Here is a 19728-nt window from a genome sequence, read left to right as displayed (position 1 = left end):
GTACTTATCATCTAGCGCGCCGACGCCTGCCGTCAGCGCGCTAGCCCCTCGTGCATCGCACGGAGGGGTTTTTTCATGTCCAAGCCAGTCCTAGCCGCGACCAAGACACCATTCGAGCGAAAGTGCGAAATGCGATGACGAGACCCACGCCTGAAGTCCTCGCCCACCGAGCGCACCCGGCCGCACCCGCCGCTCCGGCGACGCCGCCGGGCTCCACCGCGCCGGCCGCCGCCGACCGGTCGGACAAGACGGCCGTAGAGAAGAAGCCGGAGCTTCTGACCGGCGCTCAGGTGCTGGTGCGGTCGCTCGAGGCGCTCGGCGCGGACGTCGTCTTCGGCATTCCCGGCGGCGCGATCCTCCCCGCGTACGACCCGCTGTTCGACTCCGAGTCCGTCCGGCACATCCTGGTCCGCCACGAGCAGGGCGCCGGGCACGCCGCGACCGGCTACGCGCAGGCCACCGGCAAGGTCGGCGTCTGCATGGCGACGTCCGGCCCGGGCGCGACCAACCTGGTCACGCCGATCGCCGACGCGTACATGGACTCCGTCGCGATGGTCGCGATCACCGGCCAGGTCGCCTCGGCCTCCATCGGCACCGACGCGTTCCAGGAAGCCGACATCGCCGGGATCACGCTGCCGATCACCAAGCACAACTACCTGGTCAAGACCGGCGAGGAGCTGCCGCGGATCCTGGCCGAGGCGTTCCACCTGGCCTCGACCGGCCGCCCCGGCCCGGTCCTCGTCGACATCCCCAAGGACGTGCTGGTCAAGCAGACGACGTTCAAGTGGCCGCCGACGCTGGACCTGCCCGGCTACCACCCGACGCTCCACCCGCACGGCAAGCAGATCCGCGAGGCGGCCCGGCTCATCGCCGCCGCGAAGCGGCCCGTGCTCTACGTCGGCGGCGGCGTCATCAAGGCGCACGCGTCGGAGGTGCTGCGCAAGCTCGCCGAGCTGACCGGCGCGCCGGTCGTCACGACGCTGATGGCCCGCGGCGCGTTCCCCGACTCGCACCCGCAGCACCTGGGCATGCCCGGCATGCACGGCAGCGTCGGCGCCGTCTACGCGCTGCAGAAGGCCGACCTGCTGATCACCCTCGGCGCCCGTTTCGACGACCGGGTCACCGGCGACCTGAGCACGTTCGCGCCGAACGCGCTGATCATCCACGCCGACATCGACCCCGCCGAGATCGGCAAGAACCGGGTGGCGGACGTGCCGATCGTCGGCGACGCCAAGCACGTCATCGAGGAGCTGATCGGCGCCGTCACCGCCGAGCACACCGCGGGGCACAAGGTCGCGCTCACCGACTGGTGGGCGACGCTGGACGACATCCGCGGCCGGTATCCCCTCGGATACGAGGAGCCGTCCGACGGCACCCTTGCCCCGCAGTACGTCATCGAACGCATCGGCGCGATCGTCGGTCCCGAGGCGATCTACACCGCCGGGGTCGGCCAGCACCAGATGTGGGCCGCGCAGTTCGTGAAGTACGAACACCCGGCGACCTGGCTCAACTCCGGCGGTCTCGGCACGATGGGCTACGCGGTGCCCGCCGCGATGGGCGCCAAGGTCGGCCGGCCCGACAAGGTCGTCTGGGCGATCGACGGCGACGGCTGCTTCCAGATGACCAACCAGGAACTCGCCACCTGTGCCCTGGAAGGCATCCCGATCAAGGTCGCCGTCATCAACAACGGCAACCTCGGCATGGTCCGGCAGTGGCAGACGCTCTTCTACGACCAGCGGTACTCCAACACCGAGCTGGGCACCCACAAGCACCGCATCCCCGACTTCGTGAAGCTCGCCGACGCGCTCGGCTGCGTCGGCCTGCGCTGCGAGAGCAAGCAGGACGTCGACGCCACGATCGAGGCGGCGATGAAGGTCACCGACCAGCCGGTCGTCATCGACTTCGTCGTCGGCAAGGACGCCATGGTGTGGCCGATGGTCGCCGCCGGCACCAGCAACGACGAGATCATGTTCGCCCGCGGGGTCGCGCCCAAGTTCGATAAGGACGACGTCTGAGATGACCACCCACACCCTGTCAGTCCTGGTGGAGAACAAGCCGGGCATCCTCGCGAGGGTCGCCGGCCTGTTCGCCCGCCGTGGCTTCAACATCGACTCCCTCGCGGTCGGTGAGACCGAGCACCCCGAGGTCTCCCGGATGACGATCGTCGTCAACGCCGAGGACAGCCCGCTCGAGCAGGTGACCAAGCAGCTCAACAAGCTGGTGCAGGTCCTGAAGATCGTCGAGCTCGACGGCAACGCCAGCGTCCAGCGCGAGCTGCTGCTGGTGAAGGTGCGCGCCGAGCGGCCGGTCCGCTCTCAGGTCCTGGAGACGGTGAACCTGTTCCGGGCCCGCGTGGTCGACGTCTCGCCGGACGCCCTCACGATCGAGGCCACCGGCACGTCGGAAAAACTGGACGCGCTGCTCCGGGACCTGGAGCCGTTCGGTATCAAGGAAATGGTCCAGTCCGGCGTCGTGGCCATCGGCCGTGGCTCCCGCTCCATCACCACGGGCCCGGCGCTGCGCGCCGCGTCCTGACAAATGTTGAAAGGAAACACAATGTCCGCCGAGGTGTTCTACGACGACGACGCCGACCTGTCGTTGATCCAGGGCCGCAAGGTCGCGGTCCTCGGTTACGGCAGCCAGGGCCACGCCCACGCGCTGTCCCTGCGTGACTCCGGTGTCGACGTCCGCGTCGGCCTTCCGGAGGGTTCCAAGAGCCGGGCGAAGGCGGAGGAGCAGGGCCTGCGGGTCCTCTCGCCGGCCGAGGCCTCCGCCGAGGCGGACGTCATCATGATCCTGGCGCCCGACACCGCGCAGCGCTCCCTCTACACCGAGTCGGTCGAGCCGCACTTGACCGCCGGCAAGGCGCTGTTCTTCGGTCACGGTCTCAACATCCGGTACGGGTTCATCACGCCCCCCGCCGACGTCGACGTCGCGATGGTCGCCCCGAAGGGCCCGGGCCACCTGGTCCGTCGCCAGTTCGTGGACGGCAAGGGCGTGCCGTGCCTCGTCGCGGTCGAGCAGGACGCGACCGGCAACGCGTTCGCCCTCGCCCTCGCGTACGCGGCCGGCATCGGCGGCACCCGCGCCGGCGCCATCAAGACCACGTTCAAGGAGGAGACCGAGACCGACCTGTTCGGCGAGCAGGCGGTCCTCTGCGGCGGCGCCTCGGCGCTCGTCCAGACCGGTTTCGAGGTGCTCACCGAGGCGGGCTACGCCCCGGAGATCGCCTACTTCGAGTGCCTCCACGAGCTCAAGCTGATCGTGGACCTCATGTACGAGGGCGGCATCGCCCGGATGCGTTACAGCGTGTCCGACACCGCCGAGTACGGCGACTACTCCCGCGGCCCGCGCGTCGTCGACGCCCGGACCAAGGAGGAGATGAAGAAGATCCTCGCCGAGATCCAGTCGGGCGAGTTCGCCCGCGAGTGGATCGCCGAGGACGACGCCGGCCGCCCCAACTTCACCAAGCTCCGCGAGCAGGGTGCGGCGCACCCGATCGAGGAGACCGGCCAGAAGCTGCGCTCGATGATGAGCTGGGTCGACCGGCCCATCACCGAGACGGCCTGACATCTGAGAAGGGGGGCCTCGGCCCCCCTTCTTCGTTACGCGCGCGCCGCGTTCGCGTGGATCGCGTCCCGGATGAACTGCGCCAGGCCCGGGTGGTCCGTGTCGTAGTTCGCCGTGAAGCGCGGGTCCGCGACGTACATGTCGCCGAGGCCGCGGTGGAGCTCGCTGCCGCAGTCGTAGAACCAGCGGCTGATGTGCTGCCGGTGCGCCTCGGCCAGATCCATCGCCGGCTCCCCCTGCGCCGGCTCGCCGTCGACGAACGCCCTGGTGAACGCCGCCGTGTTCGCGGCCGCCTCGGCCTTGATGCGTTCCCAGTCCTGCGGCGTGTACTTCGCGGTCCGCTCCGCCGACTGCCGGTAAGCCTCGGTCTGGCCCCACCGCTGCTCGGCCTCTTCCGCGTAGGGATTCTCCATCTTCGTCTCCTTTGCTGCGTCGGTACGACCAGCGTCAGGTCTCCAGTGGCGGGAGAGTCAAGCGGGCCCTTCGGGTGCGCCAGAGGTTCAGAAGGGGCAGGTCGGGTCGTTGCCGGCCGGTCACCCGAACGGGCAGCTGTGATCGCGCTCACGTCCGCGCGGGGACGGGCGGTCGCGGCCCCGGGCCTACCATCGGCGGAAGAGGCCGCCCCGCCCGGTCCCGTCGCCGTTCCAAGTGCGTGGCGTGCAGTGCCGCGCGCCTCGCATCGACGCCAGCCGAAGCCCGAGAGTCGAGGTCCGTATGACCCTCCCTCCTGAACGCCCGGTGGTGCTGATCGCCGAGGAGCTCGCTCCTTCCGCCCTAGAGGTGCTCGCCGACGACTACGAGGTCCGTCACATCGACGGCACCGACCGTCCGGCGCTGCTCAAGTCACTCGCCGACGCCAGCGCGATCATCGTGCGCAGCGCCACCCAGGTCGACGCCGAGGCCGTCGCCGCCGCGCCGAGGCTCAAGGTCGTCGCCCGTGCCGGCGTCGGCCTCGACAACGTCGACGTCCCCGCCGCCACCGCCCGCGGCGTCATGGTCGTCAACGCGCCGACGTCCAACATCGTCTCCGCCGCCGAGCAGGCCGTCGCGCTGCTGCTCGCCGTCGCCCGCAACACCGCCGCCGCCTCCGCCGCGCTGAAGGCGGGGGAGTGGAAGCGGTCCAAGTACACCGGCGTCGAGCTGTCCGGCAAGGTCGTCGGCGTCGTCGGCCTCGGCCGCATCGGCGTGCTGTTCGCCCAGCGGATGGCGGCGTTCGGGGTCCGGCTCGTCGCGTACGACCCCTACATCCAGCCGGCCCGTGCGGCCGCCCTCGGCGTGCGCCTGCTCGGCCTCGACGAGCTGCTGCGCGAGAGCGACTTCATCTCGATCCACCTGCCGAAGACCCCGGAGACCGTCGGCCTCATCGGCGCCCGTGAGCTGGGCATCGTCAAGCCGGGTGTGAGGATCATCAACGCGGCCCGCGGCGGCCTCGTCGACGAGCAGGCCCTCGCCGACGCGATCGCCGACGGCCGGGTCGCCGGCGCCGGCATCGACGTCTTCGCCAAGGAGCCATGCGTCGCTTCGCCACTGTTCGTGTTCGACAACGTGGTCGCCACCCCGCACCTGGGCGCGTCGACGGTCGAGGCGCAGGACAAGGCCGGGCTGGCCGTCGCCCGCAGCGTCAAGCTGGCGCTCGACGGCGAGTTCGTCCCCGACGCGGTCAACGTCCAGGTCGGCGGCGTCGTCGCCGAGGAGGTGCGGCCGCTGCTGCCGCTCGCGGAGAAGCTCGGCCGGGCCTTCACCGCGGTCGCCGGCGGGATCGCCTCGGCCGTCACCGTCGAGGTGCACGGCGAGGTGGCACATCACGACGTGTCGGTGCTGAAGCTCGCCGCGACGAAAGGCCTGTTCAGCAGCGTCGTCGCAGAGCAGGTCACCTATGTGAACGCACCGCATCTGGCGGCCGATCGGGGGGTCGAGGTGGCCCTCGCGGTGTTCACCGAGTCCGCCGATCAGACCAACCTGGTGACCGTGCGCGGTGTACTGCCCGACGGCAGGGTAGCCTCCGTGTCCGGCACGTATGTCGCGGGACCGCGAGAGGCCCTGAAGCTGACGGAGATCGACGGCTTCAGCCTCGAGCTCGCCGCGGAGGGCGTGCTGCTGTTCTTCCGATATGCCGACCGCCCCGGCGTCGTCGGATTGGTGGGGTCGATACTGGGGACTGCGGGGGTCAACATCGCGGCGATGCAGGTCGCCCGGCGCGAAGCCGGCGGCGAGGCGCTGATGACGCTGACCGTCGACCAGTCCGTGCACGCGGACCTGCTCAACGAGGCCCAGCAGGCCATCGGCGCCACGGCGGCGAGCACGGTCGACCTGTCGGGCGAGTAAGACGTTCCTCCTAGGGGGCGGGGAGAGTGGCGGCTCTCCCTGCCCCCGTCTTATTTCATCCGCTGTCCATTGTTTGAGATGCGCGTCCACGCTCTAGGACAAGCGCGTACCGTGGGCAGGTCCGAGGAAAGGGGCACAGTGGTGGCGAAGATCGCGGTCGTGGCCGGGGACGGCATCGGGACCGAAGTGGTGGCGCAGGCGCTCAAGGTCCTGCGGGTCATCCTTCCGGACGTCGAGACGACCGACTATGACCTCGGCGCCGCCCGCTACCACCGCACCGGCGAGGTGCTGCCCGACAGCGTCCTGGAGGAGCTGCGCGGCCACGACGCCATCCTGCTCGGCGCCGTCGGCGACCCGACCGTCCCGCCGGGCGTGCTGGAGCGCGGCCTGCTGCTGAAGCTGCGGTTCGACTTCGACCAGTACGTGAACCTGCGCCCGTCGCGCCTGTGGCCCGGCACCACCAGCCCGCTCGCCGGCGTGAAGCCCGGCGAGATCGACCTCGTGGTCGTCCGCGAGGGCACCGAGGGCCTGTACGTCGGGGCCGGCGGCAACCTGCACCCGGGCACGCCCGCCGAGGTCGCCACCGAGGAGAGCCTCAACACCCGCCACGGCGTCGAGCGGGTCATCCGCGACGCGTTCGCCCGGGCCGCGAAGCGTGAGCGGCGCAAGGTGACCCTGGTGCACAAGACCAACGTGCTCACCCACGCCGGCGGCCTGTGGGCCCGCACGTTCAACGCGGTGAAGGCCGAGTTCCCGGACATCGAGACCGAGTACCAGCACGTCGACGCCGCCGCCATGTTCCTGGTGAGCAACCCGCAGCGCTACGACGTCGTCGTCACCGACAACCTCTTCGGCGACATCCTCACCGACATCGCGGCCGCCGTCACGGGCGGTATCGGCCTCGCGGCCAGCGGCTCGATCAACCCCGAGCGCGCCTTCCCGTCGATGTTCGAGCCGGTCCACGGCTCCGCGCCGGACATCGCCGGCAAGGGCATCGCCGACCCGTCCGCCGCCGTGCTGTCCACGGCGCTGCTGCTGGACCACCTCGGCCACCCCGACGCGGCCGCCAAGGTCACGTCCGCGGTCGGCGCCGAGGTCGCCGCCCGGACGCCCGGCTCGGCGCTGTCCACGGACGCGATCGGCGACCGGCTGGCCGCCGCGGTCGCCTGACCCTCCGTGCAGTTGAACGACCGTTCGGGGTAAGTTGCAGACACGACGCGCAACTGGAGGCACGCCATGAACGGCGGGGAAACGCTCGACTTCGAGATCCGTCCCAACCCGGCGCCGGTCAGCGCCGCGGAGCGGTCCGCGCTGCTCACCAACCCCGGCTTCGGGCGGATCTTCACCGACCACATGGTCACGGTGCGCTATGCCGAGGGCAAGGGCTGGTATGACGCCCGCGTCGAGGCCCGCGCGCCGATCCCCATGGACCCGGCGACCGCCGTCCTGCACTACGCGCAGGAGATCTTCGAGGGGCTGAAGGCCTACCGCGCGGCCGACGGCGGCGTCACGCTCTTCCGCCCCGACGCCAACGCCGACCGCTTCCAGCAGTCGGCGGCCCGCATGGCCATGGCGCCCGTGCCGCAGCAGCTGTTCCTGGACGCGCTCAGCGAGCTGATCCGGGTCGACCGCGACTGGGTCCCCTCCGACCCCGAGGGCAGCCTCTACCTGCGTCCGTTCCAGTACGCGAGCGAGGTCTTCCTCGGCGTCAAGCCCTCCTCCGAGTACCTGTTCCTGGTCATCGCCTCCCCGGTCGGCAGCTACTTCAAGGGCGGCGTCAAGCCCGTCAGCGTCTGGGTCTCCCGCGACTACACGCGCGCCGCCCCGGGCGGCACCGGCGCGGCCAAGTGCGGCGGCAACTACGCCGCCAGCCTCGTCGCCCAGGCGGAGGCCATCGAGCACGGCTGCGACCAGGTCGTCTTCCTCGACGCCGTCGAGCAGCACTACGTCGACGAGCTCGGCGGCATGAACGTCTTCTATGTCTTCGACGACGGCAGCCTGCTCACGCCGCCGCTGACCGGCACGATCCTGCCCGGCATCACCCGCGAGTCCGTGCTGCGGCTCGCCGCCGATCAGGGCATGACCGTCCGCGAGGAGCCGTACTCGTATGAGCAGTGGCAGGCCGACGCGCGCAGCGGCCGCCTGCGGGAGGCCTTCGCCTGCGGGACCGCCGCCGTCATCACCCCGATCGGCGTCGTGCGTGACCGCGACGGCGAGTTCACGATCGCCGACGGCACCGCGGGCAAGGTCACGATGGACCTGCGGGAGAGCCTGGTCGGCATCCAGCGCGGCACCGCCGCGGACCCGCACGGCTGGGTGCACCGCGTCCTGTAGCACCCGCGTGTTACGGGCGTTCGTACTGTCGGGCTTCTGTCAGGCGCTCTTGGGCTTGCCGGCCGAGCTTCGTCACGCTGACCAGCGGCCCAGGTTGGACGTCCGCCCGTAGCTGGGGCGGACGCCGCGTGGGGTCGGCCGCTCGTACGCCAGCAGCAACGCCTCCTCGGCGAGCTGCGCGTCCGGGCACGGCCAGAACGCCTTGCATTCGCAGAAGTTGTCGGTCCGCGGCTTGTGCGCGTCGTGCAGCGCCCGCGCGACGCGCCACAGCATCGGATCAGCGCAGCCGAACGGAGGCTCGAGCGGCGGCTCACCCCCCGCCTCGCCACCGGACCCCGGCGGAACACCCTCGTCGATCATTTTCTGTCGCCCCCAGGCTCCATGTCCCACCGCCGCCGGCCCGCGTTCCGGCGACTGCTGCCGAAACGGTAACCGCCGATCCCGCCCCGGCGCAGACACGCTGTGCGCAACTTGCACGACCGGGCGACACCGTCCCCTTGCGCTACCGGGTCCGACCAGGACAAACACCCCACGGCCCGACCAAAACCCCACCCGAACCGGCAGCCCACAACAACCCGAAAAGTGTCATACCTCGGCGATAGGTTCGATGCCATCGGGGGCGCTCTCACGGTGGGGGACGCGGTGGTTGCTGTCCGCGTGCGGGTTCGCAACCAGTGCTGTCCCACTCTGATTGCCGACTCGCGCGTGTGGTCCTGGTACCCCGCGGGGCGATCGTGGCCGTGGTCGCCGTGATCGAAGTCGCGTGGTGGCTGTCCGGGCGGCGTGGGTCGTCCTTCGATCATGGTGATGATCGGCTCTTGCAGTCAACGTCGGTGCCGTGGTCGCGGTGATGCTTCCCGGCCGCCGTTCTCGCAGGGTCCTGCGTTGTTGGGGCGTCGTTCGGTGCTTCCACACCGTCGTTGGCGTTCACAACCGACCCACATCACACCGACCGGCGACGCCGCACCTGCTGTCATTGATGTGCGATCAGTGCGCTCAGCGTGGTCGCCGGAGCTGTGTGGCTGGTTGCCTGGGGCGAACCTGGGCGGAATGCAGAGTACGGGTGCCGGAGCCGCCACTCCGACACCCGTACAAGAGGAAAGCCCCTAGACGGAAGCTGCCTCTGCATCGAGGGTCACGGCCAACGCGTGAACTACCGCGGCGACGCGCAGACCCTCGTCGACCACTTCGCGGGACACCCCTGCACCGCGAAGTGATCTTTCGTGCGATTCCAGGCACACCCCGCACCCGGTGATCGCGGATACTGCTATGGACCACAGCTCGGTGTCGACCGTGCCGACGCCGGGCCAGGTGGTCACCTGGCGGCGCAACCGCGCCGGCAGGTGCTGGTACGCCTCGTCACCGATGAGGTGCTTGGCGCGGAAATATACGTTGTGGACGGCCATGCGCGCGGCGACCGCCTTGGCTGCTTCAACAGCCTCAGGCTTCAGATGATTCCCGGCCTCGGCGAGGATCGAGCGGAACACGAAGGCGCTCCGTGTGGTCATCGCGCAGGAGAGCGCGGTGCCCCACAGCTGCTGCTTGGTGAGCAGCGTGCCGGCGAGGGCGGCGTCGAGGTTCAGCTCGACGTCCTTCGCATACGACGGCAGCGCGGCCTTCAGTGCCTCGATCGACATCAGACCGACGGCCTACCCGGACGGGCCTCACCAACGGTGAGCACGGGAACCTCCTTGGTGCGTTCGCTTGACTGGCTCCAACCTTGACCGACGCTCGTTACGGGGACATGACGAACAGGGTGAATCGTGAAGCAGATCACCTGGGTTCTCAGAATTCGGAATCACATGCCACGGATCGCGCGGTCGTGGCAAGCTACCCAACGTGACTCGGCTCATTATTGGCCCTTAGCGCGACCAGCATCCCCTCGCTGGCCGCGCAGACCTCTCGCATTCGCGAGGGGTCTTTTTGTTGGTCCACCCGCCGGTAGCCGCCAGGGCCGCCCAGAGCCGCCCAGAAGCCAGATCCCCAAGCCCAAAGCCAGGAGAAGACCATGCAGGTGTACGACACCACGCTGCGCGACGGGGCCCAGCGCGAGGCGATCAGCTACTCAGTCGTCGACAAGCTGGCGGTCGCCCGGCTGCTCGACGAGTTCGGCGTCGGGTTCATCGAGGGCGGCTGGCCGGGAGCGATGCCGAAGGACACGGAGTTCTTCCGGAGAGCCAGGACCGAGCTGGACCTCAAGCACGCGGTGTTCGTCGCGTTCGGGGCCACCCGCAAGGCCGGCGTCCGGGTGCAGGACGACCAGCAGGTGCGGGCGCTGCTCGACGCGGAGACGCCGGCCGTGACCCTGGTCGCCAAGTCCGACCTGCGGCACGTGGAGCGGGCCCTGCGCACCACGGCGGAAGAGAACCTGGCGATGGTCCACGACACCGTCGCGTACCTGGTGGCCGAGGGGCGGCGGGTGTTCCTGGACCTGGAGCACTTCTTCGACGGGTACACCTTCGACCCGGAGTACACCGCGAAGGTCGCCGCGACCGCGCTCGCCGCCGGCGCGGAGAAGGCGGTCATGTGCGACACGAACGGCGGGATGCTGCCGTCGCTGATCACCAGGGCGATCGGCGAGGTCAAGGGCAGGCTCTCGGTCGCGCTCGGGATCTCCGAGGCCGAGGCGGTCGACCGGCTCGGCATCCACTGCCAGAACGACACCTCGTGCGCGGTCGCCAACACGGTCGCCGCCGTCGAGGCGGGCGTCCCGCACTTCCAGTGCACCGCGAACGGCTACGGCGAGCGGCCCGGCAACGCCGACCTCTTCGCCGTCGTCGGCAACCTCCAGCTGAAGCTCGGCATGCCGGTCCTACCGGACGGGTGCGTCGAGCAGATGGTGCGCGTCTCGCACGCCATCGCAGAGATCGCAAACATCGCACCCGACACCCACCAGGCTTATGTCGGGTCGTCAGCGTTCGCTCACAAGGCGGGCCTGCACGCGAGCGCGATCAAAGTGGATCCCGTGCTCTACAACCACATCGACCCGGTCGTCGTGGGCAATGACATGCGGATCCTTGTCACCGAGATGGCCGGACGGGCCAGCATCGAGCTCAAGGCACGCGAGCTCGGCGTCGACCTGTCCGGTCATCCGGAGGCGCTGTCGCGGGTCACGACCCGCGTGAAGGACCTGGAGGCGCGGGGCTGGTCGTTCGAGGCCGCCGACGCGTCGTTCGAGCTGCTGGCCCGCGCCGAGCTCGCCGACGGTGCGGTGCCGAAGCCGTTCGCGCTGGAGTCGTACCGCGTCATCGTCGAGCACCGCGAGGACGGCGCCGTGGTGTCGGAGGCGACGGTGAAGGTCCGCGTCCGGGGTGAGCGGATCATCGCGACGGCGGAGGGCAACGGCCCGGTCAACGCCCTCGACGAGGCGCTGCGGGTGGCGCTGACCCGGCACTACCCCGAGCTGTCGCGCTTCGAGCTGGCCGACTACAAGGTCCGCATCCTCGAGGGCAGCCACGGCACGGGTGCCGTCACGCGGGTGCTGGTCGAGACACGCTCGACGGGGGAGGACTGGACGACCGTCGGCGTCCACGAGAACGTCGTGGAGGCGAGCTGGACCGCGCTGGTCGACGCCCTGAGCTACGGCCTGTCCCGCCAGGTGCGGGTGTAGCTGACCCGAAGGGTGGGGCCGTCAGCGGCCCCACCCGTCACGGGCACTTGTTCTGCCGGAAGGCGGTCAGTGATGCTGCGTCCGGCTCGAACTTCCACTGGCCGTTCTGATACTTGATGGTGTTGGTGCCGCTCGCCGCGGCCCCGCTCGCCGGCGTCCGCGTCCACTTGACCGTGGCGGTGGACTCGTCGACCGGTGTCACGCCGGTGACCAGGTAGTCGCCCTGCAGCCCGGTGCAGGTCGAGACCAGGTCGACGTAGGCGTCCTTGTTGATGGCCGACTGCGCGGTGTCGGTCCAGAGCTCCCAGGCTCCGGCCCAGTCGCCGGATGACAGGTTTTCGAACACCTGCTCCGCCGTGACCTGCGCGGTCTGTTGGTCCTGCGGCTGTGCGGTCACCTCTACCGTCGGACGGTCGGCGGACGGTGACTCGCCCGAGTCATCCTTCTTGTCCGAGCAGCCCGCAAGGACGCTCGTCAGCACAACCGGCGCAATGACGGCGAGCGCGATGCCGCGGAAGGTTCGTGTCACCCATCTGCTCCAACGTGGTTCTGTCGGGGCGTTCCGCCCGATCCGTACGTGAAGGTACTCCCGGCCAACGAACCGCGTATAGCCGGAGGTACGCGCGAGTGATCTTTCGGGCGCCATTCGGCATGATCGGACAGGTCAGGCGTCGGCCTTTGGGAGCACCAGCTCGGCGAAGACGGCCTTGTGGTCGGTCCCCGCGATCTTGTGGATCACGACCTTCCGCACCCCGACGCGCTCATCGGTCAGCACGTGGTCGAGCGTCACGCCCGGGATGAACCACCGATCGTCGTAGGGCCACGACGTGTCGAGCCCGGCGCCGACGACGTCCGCGGCGTCGTGGTAGCCCTTCTCGAGCACATCGCGGAACGCCTCGTGGTCGAGCGTCGCGTTGAAGTCGCCGATGAGCAGGTTGACCGGTCCCGTCGGTGTCGCGGCCGGCTGCGCGGCCAGATCCGACACCCAGCAGGAGTCCCGGGAGCCGTCCGACGGGGCGCACGGGTGCACCGACTCGACGTGCAGCTCGAGGGCGCCCGGGACCCGTACACCCGCCTGCGCCTGACCGAAGTCGGACGTGAACCGCCGGTATCCCTTGTCGGTGAGCGGGAAGCGGCTGTAGACGGCCGAGCCGCTCACGCCGGGGCGCGGGTAGGACACCGCGTTGGGCAGCAGCTGCTCCAGGCCGGCCCGGCGCAGCGCGGTGCGCGCCTCGTCGGTGTACTCCTGCACGGCGAGCAGGTCGACGGAGCCCGCGCGCACGAGGCCGACGATGCGGTCGGGGTCGGCGCGGCCGATGAGCATGTTGACGCTCATGACCCGCAGCGTCGGCCCCTCGGTCGTGCCCGCGTCGCCGTCGGAGATCCAGCGGGGCAGCACGCACGCCGCGAACGCGACGGTCACCACCGCCGCCGCGACCGCCGGCCAGATCCGCTTCGTCAGCAGGGCGATCGCCAGCGGTACCAGCGAAACAACCGCGACATAAGGGGTGAACGCGATCAGCTGGACCGTCGGGAAGCCACTTTCCAGGCCGAACACCCGTGCCGTCGCCCACGCCGCGAAGGGCGCGATGAGCAGCCACAGCAGCACGGTCAGCCACGGCCGCCGCCGCCGGGAGATCTCGGCGGCGGGCGCGAACTCCTCGGTGCTGACCATTCCGCCAGGGTAGGCGAGGCGCGCCAGCCGGCCCGGTCCCTGCTGAGAATCTTCACAGAACCCGCCGGCGGCCTACTACGCTGCGCAGGTGTATCCGGTCATCGTGCGGCTCGGCCCGGTCGCGATCCTGACCCACGACGTGTGCGTGGCGGCCGGCATCGCGGTCGCGGCGCTGGTCTTCCTGTGGGAGGTCCGCCGCCGCCGGGCGCAGGACGACCGGCTCTGGTACGTGCTGGCCGGCGCCCTCGTCGGCGGCGCGCTCTTCGCCCGGCTCGGCACATGGGCGCAGCACCTCGACCCGCGGGACAACGCGTCGCTGCTGGAGCAGTGGGCGTACGGCAACCGCAGCATCCTGTCCGGCCTCGTCGGCGCGTACGTCGGCGCGATCGTGGCCAAGAAGGTGTCCGGCTACCCGTGGCGGACCGGCGACCTCTTCGCCCCCGCCGTCGCGGCCGGGATGGCGGTCGGCCGCGTCGGCTGCCTGCTCGCCGAGCCGCCCGGCACCCCGACCGGCCTGCCGTGGGGCATCACGCTCGACGCGGCGCAGGCCGAGGCGATGCACACGCCCGCCGGCGTGCCGCTGCACCCGTCCTTCGCGTACGAGATCCTCTTCCACGCCGTCGCGTTCGGCGCGCTGCTCGCGCTGCGCCGGAAGGTGACCGCGCCGGGCGCGCTGTTCAAAATCTATCTGGCCGCTTACGCCGCGTTCCGTTTCATGGTGGAGTTCGTGCGGGGCAACGAGGTGGTGTGGGCCGGCCTGACCCGGCCGCAGCTGTTCCTCCTGGCCTGCCTGCCGCTCATCGTGGCGGGCATCATCAAGGATCTGGTGCGACAGAAGGAAACGGTGGCCGCATGAATCCGAACTGGACGGTGCCGACGCCGCCACCGGACGGGGAACGCCCGATCCGCGGCAGGAAGGTCGCCGCGGGGCTCGGCATCGCCGCCGCCGCGCAGGTCCTCGTCATCATCATCGGCGTGGTCGTGACGATCGCCTTCGGCGCGTCGGACAACAGCCAGAACGCGCTGCTCGGCGTCTACCTGGAGATGCTGCTGCAGGTGGTGCTGTTCGTCGCGTGCCTGGTGGTCGGCATCGTCTGGATCGTGCGCCGCGACCGGGGCCTCGGCATCGGCATCCTCATCGGCTGGGCGGTCAGCGTCATCGTCTTCCCCATCGCGGGGATCGGCGTCTGCCTCGCCATCGTCTCCGCGAACTCGGGGACAGCATGAGCGCCGGCATGCAGCTTCGGGGGGACCGGATCCACCGGTACGTCAACGCCTTCTGCCCGCAGTGCCACGACGAGCGCCCCGACCGTCCACTGGAGACGGTGCAGCGGCTGTCGGGCTGGCTCGCCGAGCGCGACGGCCGGATCTGGCTGGAGCGCGGCTGCCCCTCGCACGGTCTCGTCCGCACGCTGTACGACGAGTCGCCGGAGATCCTCCGGTACCTGGAGCAGTGGACCGCCCCGACGAAGTCGCACGTGCCGGACCTCGCCGGGAACTTCGCGCCAGTGCCGTCGGCGTACCTCGCCGGCCTGCCGGAGATGCAGACCCAGCACACCTGCATCCTGCTCGCCGACCTCACCGACAGCTGCAACCTGCGCTGCCCCACCTGCTTCACCGACTCCTCCCCGGCGATCGAGGGCGTCGTGCCGCTCGCCGAGGTCCTGGCCAGCGTCGACACGAAGCTGTCCCGGGAAAACGGGCGCATCGACGTGCTCATGCTGTCCGGCGGCGAGCCCACGCTGTACCCGCAGCTGGCCGAGCTGCTGCGGGAGGTGTCCGCCCGCAACGTCGTGCGGATCCTCATCAACTCCAACGGCGTGAAGATCGCCCGCGACGACGCGCTGCTGGACCTGCTCACCGAGCACCGCGAGCGGGTCGAGGTCTATCTCCAGTACGACGGCGTCTCCGAGCGCGCCGCCCGCCACCACCGCGGCGCCGACCTGCGCCGCCTCAAGGACCAGGCGGTCGACCGGCTCTCCTCCCGTGGCATCTTCACCACCCTCACCATGACGTGCGCCCTCGGCGTCAACGACGACGAGATCGGCGCCGTCGTGAAGCGCGCGCTCGACACCCCGTACGTCGGCGGCGTCTCCCTGCAGCCGCAGTTCGGGTCCGGTCGTTCGGGTGCGATCGACCCCCTCGACCGTCTCACCCACACCGGCGTCCTGGCCCGCCTCGGCCCGCAGACCGGCGACCAGGTCACCTGGCGCGACCTGACCGCCCTGCCCTGCTCGCACCCGCACTGCTGCTCCGTGGGGTACCTGCTGCGCGACGACGCGGGGGAGTGGCAGTCGATGACCAAGCTCATCGGCCACGACCGCCTCCTGACGTTCCTGGACCTCTCCCCGGACCTCGTCGCCAACCGCATCGCCGACGTCCAGCTCCCGCTGGCGCTGCGGACCGCCGTCAAGGACTCGCTGCTGGGCCTGCTGTCCGAGCAGTCCTCGCTGTCCCACCCCGACGTCGGCTCGCTCTGGCGCGACATCTGCGAGAACTGCGACCTCGGCATCTCGACCCTCACCACGCTGGTCTCCTCGTCCCTGCCCGGCGGCCGCAACCGCCTGCGCAAGATGCTCGGCGAACGCGTCAAACGCATCACGGTCAAGCCCTTCATGGACATGCACACGATGATCGAGGAGCGCCTCCTGCAGTGCTGCGTGCACGTCGCCACCGTCGCCGCCGCCGCTGACGGCTCCCCGGCCCACCAGTGCGCCCCGTTCTGCGCCGTCCAGGCCTGGCCTGCCCTCTCCGCCCAACGCCTGCCCAGGGCGCTGTGACGACCCCGCCCGCGCAGCCCTACGATCCGCTGCGCCTCTGCGTCTACGCGACGATCGCCGCCCTCGCGTGGCTCCTGGGCCCGGTCGCGCTGCTCGGCTTCGCCCTGCTCGGCTTCTTCGGCTACCTCCGCGCCCGCCGCCAGGGCCTGACCCGCTCCAAGTGCGTCCTGCGCGACACCCGCCTGGTCCTGACCTACCTGGCCGCCCTGACCCTGGCCGCCACCGCCGGCATCACCTGGAACGTCTACACCTGGCTCACCTGACCCCACGCTGCGCCGAGGTCGACGCCATACCGCTTGTAGACCTTCGTGGTGTTCTCGCTCGTGAGCTGCGACGCCGCGTACCCCAGGAGGGCGGCGACGCGGCGCACCTCCTCCGGTGAGTCGGCCTCGATCTCCAGGTACGGCGGGATCATGGGCCACTCGTCGATCTCCAGCCGGGCGCCTTCGAGGGTGAAGCTCGTCCGGCGGTTCTCCTGGTAGGACTTCGGGCGGAAGCCTAGGAAGCCCAGGAGCTCGTTGGCGGCGTCGAGGTCGTCCACGGTGACCTCGACCTCGTACGTGCCGTCGATGCCGTCGTGGGAGATCTCCTTGACGGCCAGGGTGGTCTTCGTGCCGTTGTCGCGCAGCCGGATCCACTTGCTCTCGTCACCCGCGACGATGTCGTAGACGTAGCGACGCTGGAGGGTCGGAAGGCTGACCTGGCTGCCACCTCTGGAGAGAATCAGGTCCGCCATCGCGGCCGGGTCGATGTCGAGCACCTTCGCCTCAAACTCCGCGGGCACGTCGAGTCCTTTCACAACAAGCGGCTGCCGGACGCACCGGCCTGTGACACCGCCGGCATCACCTGGATCATCTACAAGAGGCGCATCTGACCGCAAACGCCAAGCGGCCTTCAACCGCGAGCGAACTGGCGGGCCTCTTGAATGGCATCGGTGATCTGGGTCGCCAGTAGTGCGGCCTGCTCAAGGGTGAGGTCGTGGGCCGGCTCTGGCCCGAACCGGGTCACGAACGTGATGCCGATCAGGGACCGTTCTCCGCGCAGCAGACGCTCGAGGATCACGCCGCAACCAGCTCGGTCGTCGAACGGCACGTCGAGCCCCGTCGGGCCCCAGCGTTCCGGGTCAGTCGACTTCATCTGCCCACCTCCACGGCGTTCGGGCGACTGAACGCACAGTGGTCGATCGGCCAGCTGTCCTGCCAGGTGTCATCGCTGGGACAAAGGGTTGTCACCGGTTCATGTCGCAGGGCAGGCGGATACTCGATGCATGGCCTTGAAGGACGGCGATGCGTCCGATCTCCCCACGCGGGCCCGCCGGCTCCGTGCGGAGCGCGCCGCGCGGGGTGGTCGCAGCTGCAAGCGGTCGAGGCGCTGCGCGCCCACGCCGGTGAGGACGTCCACCTGGCCGAGACGGTCAGCCTTCTGCGCAACTGGAAGCGTTGGGAGGCCGGCAACACAGAGCCCGACGCCTTCTACAAGCCGCTGCTCGCCGAGACGTTCGGGACGGTGACCGCCGCCATGTTCCCGGCGCCCCGCCCTGAGCACCCGGCGGTGCTCGGAAACACGGGCATGGACACCCTCGAACTCATCTCCAGGCTGCGCGCCTCTGACGTCTCTCCCGCGGTGCTCGAAGGCATGCACGTCGCCGTCGAGCAGCTGAACAACGACTACTCGCACATGGAGCCTGCCGCTCTGGTCGAGGAGGGCCAGCGATGGCTCAACCGGCTGATCGCGCTCCACGACGGCAGGCTGTCCCTTGAACAGCACCGCGAGGTGCTCTCGCTGGCGGGCCAGGTCGCGCGCCTGGTCGGCTGCGTCGAGTACGACATGGGCCGCAAGGCCGCCGCCGAGGCCACCCGCCGTGCGGCTCTCACCCTCGGTAAGGAGTCCGGCAATAGCGACGTCGTGGGCTGGGCGCACGAGATGCGCAGCTGGTATTCGCTGACAGAGGGCAACTATCAGGCCGCGATTGCGGCTGCGCGCGCGGGTCTGGAAACGGTCGGCCCGGGGCACAGCGTCACCGTGCAGCTCTGGGCGCATCAAGCGAAGGCATGGGCACGCATCGGCGACCGCCGCCAGGTCGAGGTCGCGCTCGACAACGGCCGCGCGGTCCTCGAAGCACTGCCGTATCCCGACAACCCCGGCAACCACTTCGTCATCGATCCGTCAAAGTGGGACTTTTACACAATGGACTGCTACCGCCATGTCGGGGAGGACCGTCTCGCCGCGACCTATGCAGAGGAAGTCATTCGTACGGGCACCACACCGGATGGTGTTGTGCGTCGGCCAATGAGGGTGGCGGAGGCGCACATCACGCTCGGAATTGTCGCTGCACGTCACAGCGAACTGGAGGCAGCGCTAACCGCCGGGCGGACAGCGCTGACCCTCGACCGGAAATCCTTGCCGTCTTTGGTTATGCATTCGCGTGAGCTTGCGGCTGAATTGAATCAGCGATTTTCCAATGACCCACGCGTTGTCGAATATCTCGACCAGCTTCGCACCATTGCTGGTTGAGATTAACAAATAGGACCCGAGATTGTCGATACCGTCGATCAAGGCAACAACATCACTGATCGCTGCGGTTAGTGCGCGAACGCCCGTTGCGCCAGCATTAAGAAACTCCCAGAAGCGAATCACGCCCGCCTTGAACCACCCTCGCTTAGTTTCGTCCGCAACGGCAGTCGGCATCACCGGCGTCTGCGGCGCTCTCGGCAACATGGTCACCTACGCCATCAAGGCGAAGGTCGAGGGCAAGGGCAACTTCTCCTGGGGCGGCATGCTCGGCGCCGGCACGGGAGATGTCAACAAGGGACGCGGAATTTTCCGCAGCGAGGACGGCCTTCGCGGGTTCCGTATCGACCCCGATTCTCTCGCCGGGAAGCACTGGCCGAATGTGCCGTACGCGCACTTCGACATATTCGATGACGCCGAAAAGTATCTTGCCAACAATCATGTTCCATTGACGGAGCCTTGATGCTGGAAATTCGATTTCAACAAGATGGACTCATCGAGAGCGGCCTGCATGAAGGATATTACGTCAAGTTCCACGACGATACTGACGTGACCGGCGGGTACTACATTCTCCTGGTAAATCACTTGGAGAAGCCCACGGACGGCGGCGATTATTGGATGCTAGACCTGCAGGAGCTCGAGTCGTTCGCCGAGGCGGCGCGATGGAAGATTCGCTGGCTCGTGTGCGGTACATGACGGCCTACGGTCGTCCCGTAGATCGCCGCCGAGCACGGCCGTCATGGCGTTCGGAGCGAGCCATCGCGGCAATTCAGGTCCGTACCAGTCAGCGTTCAGTCAGCGAAACCGCTGACAACGCCTGCCACAAGCTGGCGCTGGTTGGTGAATCACTGTCCTGCTGGCAGGGCCTACACGCCATGATCTCTACGTCGAAGAGCGGACGTCACCGCGCTCTCAAGGCGGTA

General features: G+C 69.3%; 21 protein-coding genes. 14 read left to right on the top strand and 7 right to left on the bottom strand.

The window, feature by feature from the left end:
- Positions 1-134: 134 nt before the first annotated feature.
- From ABD332_RS38530 to ilvC, 3 genes are read left to right on the top strand one after another with little or no spacing between them, the layout of a single operon-like run.
- Entirely contained in the window at positions 135-2015 is a 1881-nt protein-coding gene (locus ABD332_RS38530; protein ID WP_344508122.1) for an acetolactate synthase large subunit, read from the top strand.
- Position 2016: 1 nt separating this feature from the next.
- Positions 2017-2535, top strand: coding sequence for an acetolactate synthase small subunit (gene ilvN, locus ABD332_RS38525; protein ID WP_344508120.1), 519 nt, complete (start codon positions 2017-2019; stop codon positions 2533-2535).
- A 21-nt stretch (positions 2536-2556) separates the two neighbouring features.
- The gene (gene ilvC, locus ABD332_RS38520; RefSeq protein ID WP_344508119.1) at positions 2557-3570 is read left to right on the top strand and encodes a ketol-acid reductoisomerase; all 1014 of its coding nucleotides are present in this window, start codon (positions 2557-2559) and stop codon (positions 3568-3570) included.
- A 35-nt stretch (positions 3571-3605) separates the two neighbouring features.
- Here ilvC and ABD332_RS38515 read toward each other — a convergent pair whose 3' ends face one another.
- On the bottom strand, positions 3606-3983 hold the full coding sequence (locus ABD332_RS38515; RefSeq protein ID WP_344508117.1) for a TipAS antibiotic-recognition domain-containing protein: 378 nt from the start codon (positions 3981-3983) through the stop codon (positions 3606-3608).
- Between the two features lie 301 nt (positions 3984-4284).
- On the opposite strand from ABD332_RS38515, the gene serA reads away from it, so the two are divergent.
- The 3 genes from serA to ABD332_RS38500 all read left to right on the top strand — a co-directional run bounded on the left by serA (position 4285) and on the right by ABD332_RS38500 (position 8229).
- Positions 4285-5895, top strand: coding sequence for a phosphoglycerate dehydrogenase (gene serA / locus ABD332_RS38510; RefSeq protein WP_344508115.1), 1611 nt, complete (start codon positions 4285-4287; stop codon positions 5893-5895).
- 141 nt (positions 5896-6036) lie between these two features.
- Positions 6037-7065 (top strand): 3-isopropylmalate dehydrogenase, encoded by a 1029-nt coding sequence (locus tag ABD332_RS38505; protein ID WP_344508113.1) that lies wholly within the window; start codon positions 6037-6039, stop codon positions 7063-7065.
- A 66-nt stretch (positions 7066-7131) separates the two neighbouring features.
- The gene (locus ABD332_RS38500; protein WP_344508111.1) at positions 7132-8229 is read left to right on the top strand and encodes a branched-chain amino acid aminotransferase; all 1098 of its coding nucleotides are present in this window, start codon (positions 7132-7134) and stop codon (positions 8227-8229) included.
- 72 nt (positions 8230-8301) lie between these two features.
- Here the strand turns inward: ABD332_RS38500 and ABD332_RS38495 are convergent, their stop codons facing one another.
- Together ABD332_RS38495 and ahpD are read right to left on the bottom strand one after the other, a co-directional pair.
- Positions 8302-8502, bottom strand: coding sequence for a hypothetical protein (locus ABD332_RS38495; protein WP_344508109.1), 201 nt, complete (start codon positions 8500-8502; stop codon positions 8302-8304).
- A gap of 833 nt (positions 8503-9335) precedes the next feature.
- Positions 9336-9866: an alkylhydroperoxidase, AhpD family gene (gene ahpD / locus ABD332_RS38490; protein WP_344508107.1), complete on the bottom strand. Its 531-nt coding sequence runs from the start codon at positions 9864-9866 to the stop codon at positions 9336-9338.
- A gap of 371 nt (positions 9867-10237) precedes the next feature.
- On the opposite strand from ahpD, the gene cimA reads away from it, so the two are divergent.
- The gene (cimA, locus tag ABD332_RS38485; protein ID WP_344508105.1) at positions 10238-11839 is read left to right on the top strand and encodes a citramalate synthase; all 1602 of its coding nucleotides are present in this window, start codon (positions 10238-10240) and stop codon (positions 11837-11839) included.
- A gap of 37 nt (positions 11840-11876) precedes the next feature.
- On the opposite strand, the gene ABD332_RS38480 is transcribed toward cimA, so the two are convergent.
- Together ABD332_RS38480 and ABD332_RS38475 are read right to left on the bottom strand one after the other, a co-directional pair.
- Positions 11877-12368, bottom strand: coding sequence for a hypothetical protein (locus ABD332_RS38480; RefSeq protein ID WP_344508103.1), 492 nt, complete (start codon positions 12366-12368; stop codon positions 11877-11879).
- A 135-nt stretch (positions 12369-12503) separates the two neighbouring features.
- The gene (locus tag ABD332_RS38475) at positions 12504-13514 is read right to left on the bottom strand and encodes an endonuclease/exonuclease/phosphatase family protein (RefSeq protein ID WP_344508101.1); all 1011 of its coding nucleotides are present in this window, start codon (positions 13512-13514) and stop codon (positions 12504-12506) included.
- An 88-nt stretch (positions 13515-13602) separates the two neighbouring features.
- Between ABD332_RS38475 and ABD332_RS38470 the strand changes: the two genes are divergently transcribed.
- From ABD332_RS38470 to ABD332_RS38455, 4 genes are read left to right on the top strand one after another with little or no spacing between them, the layout of a single operon-like run.
- On the top strand, positions 13603-14370 hold the full coding sequence (locus ABD332_RS38470; protein ID WP_344508099.1) for a prolipoprotein diacylglyceryl transferase: 768 nt from the start codon (positions 13603-13605) through the stop codon (positions 14368-14370).
- Positions 14367-14741, top strand: coding sequence for a hypothetical protein (locus ABD332_RS38465; RefSeq protein ID WP_344508098.1), 375 nt, complete (start codon positions 14367-14369; stop codon positions 14739-14741). Before ABD332_RS38470 ends, ABD332_RS38465 begins: the two co-directional genes overlap by 4 nt.
- Before the next feature lie 8 nt (positions 14742-14749).
- On the top strand, positions 14750-16294 hold the full coding sequence (locus tag ABD332_RS38460; protein WP_344508096.1) for a radical SAM protein: 1545 nt from the start codon (positions 14750-14752) through the stop codon (positions 16292-16294).
- Complete coding sequence (locus ABD332_RS38455) at positions 16291-16557, top strand: hypothetical protein (protein ID WP_344508095.1); 267 nt, start codon at positions 16291-16293, stop codon at positions 16555-16557. Before ABD332_RS38460 ends, ABD332_RS38455 begins: the two co-directional genes overlap by 4 nt.
- Here ABD332_RS38455 and ABD332_RS38450 read toward each other — a convergent pair.
- Entirely contained in the window at positions 16539-17078 is a 540-nt protein-coding gene (locus ABD332_RS38450) for a class IV adenylate cyclase (RefSeq protein ID WP_344508093.1), read from the bottom strand. The genes ABD332_RS38455 and ABD332_RS38450 overlap by 19 nt on opposite strands.
- Before the next feature lie 110 nt (positions 17079-17188).
- Positions 17189-17431 (bottom strand): hypothetical protein, encoded by a 243-nt coding sequence (locus ABD332_RS38445; RefSeq protein WP_344508091.1) that lies wholly within the window; start codon positions 17429-17431, stop codon positions 17189-17191.
- Between the two features lie 126 nt (positions 17432-17557).
- Here ABD332_RS38445 and ABD332_RS38440 point away from each other — a divergent pair, with 126 nt between their 5' ends.
- The 3 genes from ABD332_RS38440 (at position 17558) to ABD332_RS38430 (ending at position 19501) form a co-directional block, all read left to right on the top strand.
- Positions 17558-18808 (top strand): NsdA family TPR-like regulatory protein, encoded by a 1251-nt coding sequence (locus ABD332_RS38440; RefSeq protein WP_344508089.1) that lies wholly within the window; start codon positions 17558-17560, stop codon positions 18806-18808.
- Between the two features lie 202 nt (positions 18809-19010).
- Complete coding sequence (locus ABD332_RS38435) at positions 19011-19268, top strand: hypothetical protein (protein ID WP_344508087.1); 258 nt, start codon at positions 19011-19013, stop codon at positions 19266-19268.
- The gene (locus tag ABD332_RS38430; RefSeq protein ID WP_344508085.1) at positions 19268-19501 is read left to right on the top strand and encodes a hypothetical protein; all 234 of its coding nucleotides are present in this window, start codon (positions 19268-19270) and stop codon (positions 19499-19501) included. The genes ABD332_RS38435 and ABD332_RS38430 overlap by 1 nt, the downstream gene beginning before the upstream one ends.
- Positions 19502-19728: the final 227 nt, after the last annotated feature.

Source organism: Dactylosporangium maewongense (assembly GCF_039531485.1).
Taxonomy (GTDB): Bacteria; Actinomycetota; Actinomycetes; order Mycobacteriales; family Micromonosporaceae; genus Dactylosporangium; species Dactylosporangium maewongense.
Note: the sequence above shows the minus strand (reverse complement) of the source record. Positions and strands in the feature narration are given on the sequence as shown.